3 protein-coding genes are annotated in these 4596 nt (G+C 68.1%); all 3 read left to right on the forward strand.

All coding sequences use genetic code 11. The annotated features are described in order from the left end of the window. Positions 1 to 146: 146 nt before the first annotated feature. The 3 genes from recA (at position 147) to V7Z54_RS06090 (ending at position 4351) form a co-directional block, all read left to right on the forward strand. A complete protein-coding gene (gene recA / locus V7Z54_RS06080) occupies positions 147 to 1220 on the forward strand; it encodes a recombinase RecA (protein WP_334135123.1) in 1074 nt (357 codons plus the stop codon). Then, complete coding sequence (recX, locus tag V7Z54_RS06085) at positions 1198 to 1815, forward strand: recombination regulator RecX (protein WP_334135125.1); 618 nt, start codon at positions 1198 to 1200, stop codon at positions 1813 to 1815. The genes recA and recX overlap by 23 nt, the downstream gene beginning before the upstream one ends. Positions 1816 to 2182: 367 nt before the next feature. After that, a complete protein-coding gene (locus V7Z54_RS06090) occupies positions 2183 to 4351 on the forward strand; it encodes a methyl-accepting chemotaxis protein (protein ID WP_334135127.1) in 2169 nt (722 codons plus the stop codon). Positions 4352 to 4596: the final 245 nt, after the last annotated feature.

Raw genomic sequence — 4596 nt, forward strand, 5'->3', positions numbered from 1 at the left:
AATCGAATTCATTGATCAAATCAGGCGCTACACTGGGCGTCAGCACCGGCCGCTGGGGTCTGAGCCGGCGAGGCCAGGCCCGGGGAAGGCGGTGCGGTTGACCCCACTTCCGTGTGTTTTTTCCTGTTGTTGCTCAGGAGTTGCTCATGAACGCCGCCACCCGTGCCCCCGACCCCGAAAAGGCCAAGGCCCTGCAGGCCGCGCTGGCCCAGATCGAAAAGCAATTCGGCAAAGGCACCATCATGCGCCTGGCCGAGGGCGAAAAAGTCGAGGACATCCAGGTGGTGTCCACCGGCTCGCTGGGACTGGACCTGGCGCTGGGCGTTGGCGGCCTGCCGCGCGGGCGTGTCATCGAGATCTACGGCCCCGAGTCCTCGGGTAAGACGACACTGACGCTGCAAGTCATCGCGCAAATGCAAAAGCAAGGCGGCATCTGCGCCTTCATCGACGCCGAGCACGCGCTGGATGTGCAGTACGCGCAAAAGCTCGGCGTCGATCTGTCCAACCTGCTCATCAGCCAGCCGGATACGGGCGAGCAAGCGCTGGAAATCGTCGACAGCCTGGTGCGCTCCGGCGCGGTGGACCTGGTTGTGGTGGACTCGGTGGCGGCGCTGACGCCCAAAGCCGAAATCGAGGGCGACATGGGCGATGCGCTGCCCGGGTTGCAGGCGCGCCTGATGAGCCAAGCACTGCGAAAGCTCACCGCCACCATCAAGAAGACCAACTGCATGGTCATCTTCATCAACCAAATCCGGATGAAGATCGGCGTCATGTTCGGCAGCCCCGAGACCACCACCGGCGGCAACGCGCTCAAGTTCTACGCCTCGGTGCGCATCGACATCCGCCGCACCGGCAGCATCAAAAAGGGCGAAGAGGTCATCGGCAGCGAAACCAAGGTCAAGGTGGTCAAGAACAAGGTCGCCCCCCCATTTAAGACCGCCGACTTCGACATCCTGTACGGCGAAGGCATCAGCCGCGAGGGCGAGATCGTGGATCTGGGCGTGCTGCACAAGGTGATTGAAAAATCCGGCGCGTGGTACGCCTACAACGGCGAAAAAATCGGCCAGGGGCGCGAGAACGCGCGCGAATTTCTGAAGGAAAACCCCGATCTGGCGCGCGAGATCGAAAACAAAATCCGCGCTGCGGTGGGCGTGGCGGCGCTGCCCAGCGTCGCACCGGACGAGGACGACGTGGCCGATGTCGCGCTCGACGACCTCTGAGCACAGTGCGGCGGCTGTGGTGGCGCCCGAGGATGCGGTGGGTGCCAGCACGCGCTATGTCGCGCGCCGCCACGCCGAGCCGCAGGAGCTGGCCCAGGCCACCGGCGCGGTGGATGACGACGCGGGGGGGCGTCATCCCAGCCTGAAAGCACGCGCGCTGCGCCTGCTGGCGCAGCGCGACTACACGCGCGCCGAGCTGGCCCAGCGGCTGGCTTCCCATGCGCCCGACGCCGCCGCCCTGCAGGCGGTGCTCAACGAGTGTGTGGCGCGCGGCTGGCTGGATGAGCAGCGCGCGGTCGACAGCCTGCTGCGCCGGCGCGCCGAGCGCTGGGGCGCGCAGCGCGTGCAGGCCGAGCTGCGTGCGCGCGGCGTGGACGCCGAGACGCTGCGTGCGGTGCGCCAGCGGCTCGACGCCAGCGAGCTCGAGCGCGCCTTGGCCCTGTGGCAACAGCGCTTTGGGCGCTCGCCGACCGATGCCCGCGAGCGCGCACGCCAGCTGCGGTTTTTGGTCGCGCGCGGTTTTGCGGCCGACGTGGCACGGCGGGTGGTGCCGCCGGCGTCGGCAGGCGCTCCAGGGGACGACGGCGACGCCTGAACCGGCGCAGGAGATGGACCCGAAGGGTGCTGCACCGACCCCGCACCGCGGCAGCGGCTGGCGCTCCCGGCCAGACGGCGCGCCCACAGCGGGTGGGGCTGCCGCGGTGGCCTGCGATGAGGTTGCTGGCCCAGCAGCATTCGGCGCTGTGCGATGCCGACACCACCGCCGCGTGTAGGGCGAAGCAACGCCTCGCGCCCACACCAGTATATGCGGTATGTATGCGGTGTGGAATTTGAGACCGTGTGGCTACAATGCTCATCGGGTCGGTGTGGCGCTTCTGGTGTTGGCCAACGGTGCGGCCGTGCCTAGGCCGAGGAGGCGTCCCATACCCGCTTCGGTCCACTGTATCTCCGGGGAGCTTTCCATGCGTGTGAACCTGCCCGTTACCCAAAAGAGGTATGACCTGCCGGACGACCAGACGTTGATCTCGGTCACCGACGTCAAAGGGCGCATCACTTATGCCAACAATGCGTTCGTTGCCGTCAGCGGCTACACGCGCGAGGAACTGCTGGGGCAGCCGCACAATATCGTGCGCCACCCGGATATGCCGGAAGAGGCGTTTCGCGACATGTGGCACACCATCCTGCAGGAGGGGCGGCCGTGGATGGCGGTGGTGAAAAACCGGCGCAAGAACGGCGACCACTACTGGGTGCGGGCCAACGTCACCCCGGTGCGCGAAGGCGAGCAGATCGTCGGCTTTTTGTCGGTGCGCAGCAAGCCGACCGCGGCCGAAATCCAGGCGGCCGAGGCGCTGTACGCGCGCATGCGCGACGAGGCCCAGCGCGGCCGGCTGCGCACACGCCTGTCCGGTGGCGAAGTGGTGCGCGCCGGGCTGAGGGGCGTGCTGGGCCGCGCGCTGCGCTTGGGGCTGCGCGGGCGGCTGATGCTGGGCTGCGCGCTCCTAGCGGTGCTGCCGCTGGCGGTGGCGGCGCTCGGCGCGCCGCTGTGGGCGGCTGCGCTGGTGGCGGCGGCGCTGCTCATCGGCGGGTGGATCGTCATCGAGCGCGAGTTCGTGCGCCCGGTGCGGCGCATCGTGCGCCAGGCCGAGCACCTGGCCAGCGGTGACCTGATCGAGCCGATCACGATCGACACCACCGGCGACCTCAAGCGCATTCAACTGGCCTTGCAACAAGTGGAGGTGGGCGTGCGCACCATCGTGCGCGACATCCGGCACGAGGTGGCCAACCTGCGCGGCGGCACGCAGGAAATCGCGGTGGGCAACCAGGACTTGTCGCATCGCACCGAAAACGCCGCGGCCAGCCTCGAGCAAACCGCCGCGTCGATGGAGGAAATCAACGGCACCACGCAAGAGACCTCGCGTCTGGCTGCCGACGGGGTGGCGTTGGCGCGTGAGACGCTGGCGCTGGCGCGCGCGGGCAGCGAAGCCGCTGGGAGCTTGGCCGGTACGATGCGCGATATCACCGAGTCGTCGCAGCGCATCACCGACATCATCCAGGTCATCGAAGGCGTGGCGTTTCAGACCAACATCCTGGCGCTCAACGCCGCGGTGGAAGCCGCCCGCGCGGGCGAAGCGGGGCGCGGTTTTGCGGTGGTGGCGGGTGAGGTGCGGGCGCTGGCGCAGCGCACCGGTGAGGCGGCCAAACAGATTCGGCAGCTCATCACCGAGTCGCGCGAGCGGGTGATGGCGGGAGACGCGCGCGCCGCCGAGGCCAGCGAGCGCATGACGGCCGTGGCGCAAGCGGTGGAGCGCGTGGCCCAGGTGTTTGAGGACGTGCATCATTCGGCGCGCGAGCAGACCAACGGGGTGGCGCAGATTGCCGAGGCCATTGCCAATCTGGACACCATCACGCAGCAAAATGCGGCGATGGTCGAGCAGCTGGCCGCCGCCGCCGTGTCGTTAGACGAGCAGGTACAGACTGTGCACGGCACGATCCGGGTATTCCGTCTGACACCGACGGACACGCTGTTGGTCAAAGAGGACGCGGTGGCGCTGCGCAAGCAGGCGGCGGCGCACTCAGCCGACCCGTCGCAACTGGATTTCGACGGCGCCATCAAGGCGCACCAGCAGTGGCGCATCAAGCTGCGCAACGCCATCTTAAAGGGCGAAAAGCTCGATGTGGCCACCATCCGGCGCGACGACTGCTGCGCACTGGGCAAGTGGATTTATGGCGCTGGGGGGCAGCGCTACGGCCAGTTGCCGTTGTTTAGCCAGTTGGTGGAGCAGCACAAAACCTTTCACCTGGAGACGGGCCGCATCGCCGAGCTGGTCAATGCGGGCAAGACCGAGGAGGCCAACCGCTTGCTGCAGGGCGAATCGCCGTTCATCCGCGCCGGGCGTGCGGTGGTCAATACGCTCAACCGCCTCAAGCAGGCGGTGGTCGGCGCGGCTAAGTCGGCGCGCATCGCGCAAGGGGTGGCGGCGGCGCGCTCCGCGCTGCCCGCGGGCACGGCACCGGCACCCGCGGCGTCTGGTTCCGCTGCCGCTGCGCAGGCCAAGGCTGGTGGCGCAGCGCAACGCACGGCCACCCCGGCGGCAGCCACCCCCGCGGATGGCGACTGGGAAACGTTTTGACGGCGAATAGTGTACCCGCGGGCCTTCCCCATCGATGACGGGTCTGTGGTGTTCTCGTTGGTCAACGTCACCATGGCCTGGGCCGCGGGCCTTCCCCATCGATGACGGGTCTGTGGTGTCTGGCGGCGGGGCACTGTTTCGTGCGGCCGTTGGGCTGCTTGCAGGCTGCGCGGTCAAGGGCGGCAGCGTCTATTGCAGCCCCGTCGGGGGTGGTCTCGGCGGCCATGGTGCGGCGCCACCGCACC

It is taken from the genome of Tepidimonas sp., from assembly GCF_036824975.1.
Lineage (GTDB): Bacteria > Pseudomonadota > Gammaproteobacteria > Burkholderiales > Burkholderiaceae_C > Tepidimonas.

What these genes read in the sequence shown, in the direction of transcription:
- recA (WP_334135123.1), top strand. Translation starts at nt 147, where the DNA reads ATGAACGCCGCCACCCGTGCCCCCGACCCCGAAAAGGCCAAGGCCCTG.
- recX (WP_334135125.1), top strand. Translation starts at nt 1,198, where the DNA reads ATGTCGCGCTCGACGACCTCTGAGCACAGTGCGGCGGCTGTGGTGGCG.
- V7Z54_RS06090 (WP_334135127.1), top strand. Translation starts at nt 2,183, where the DNA reads ATGCGTGTGAACCTGCCCGTTACCCAAAAGAGGTATGACCTGCCGGAC.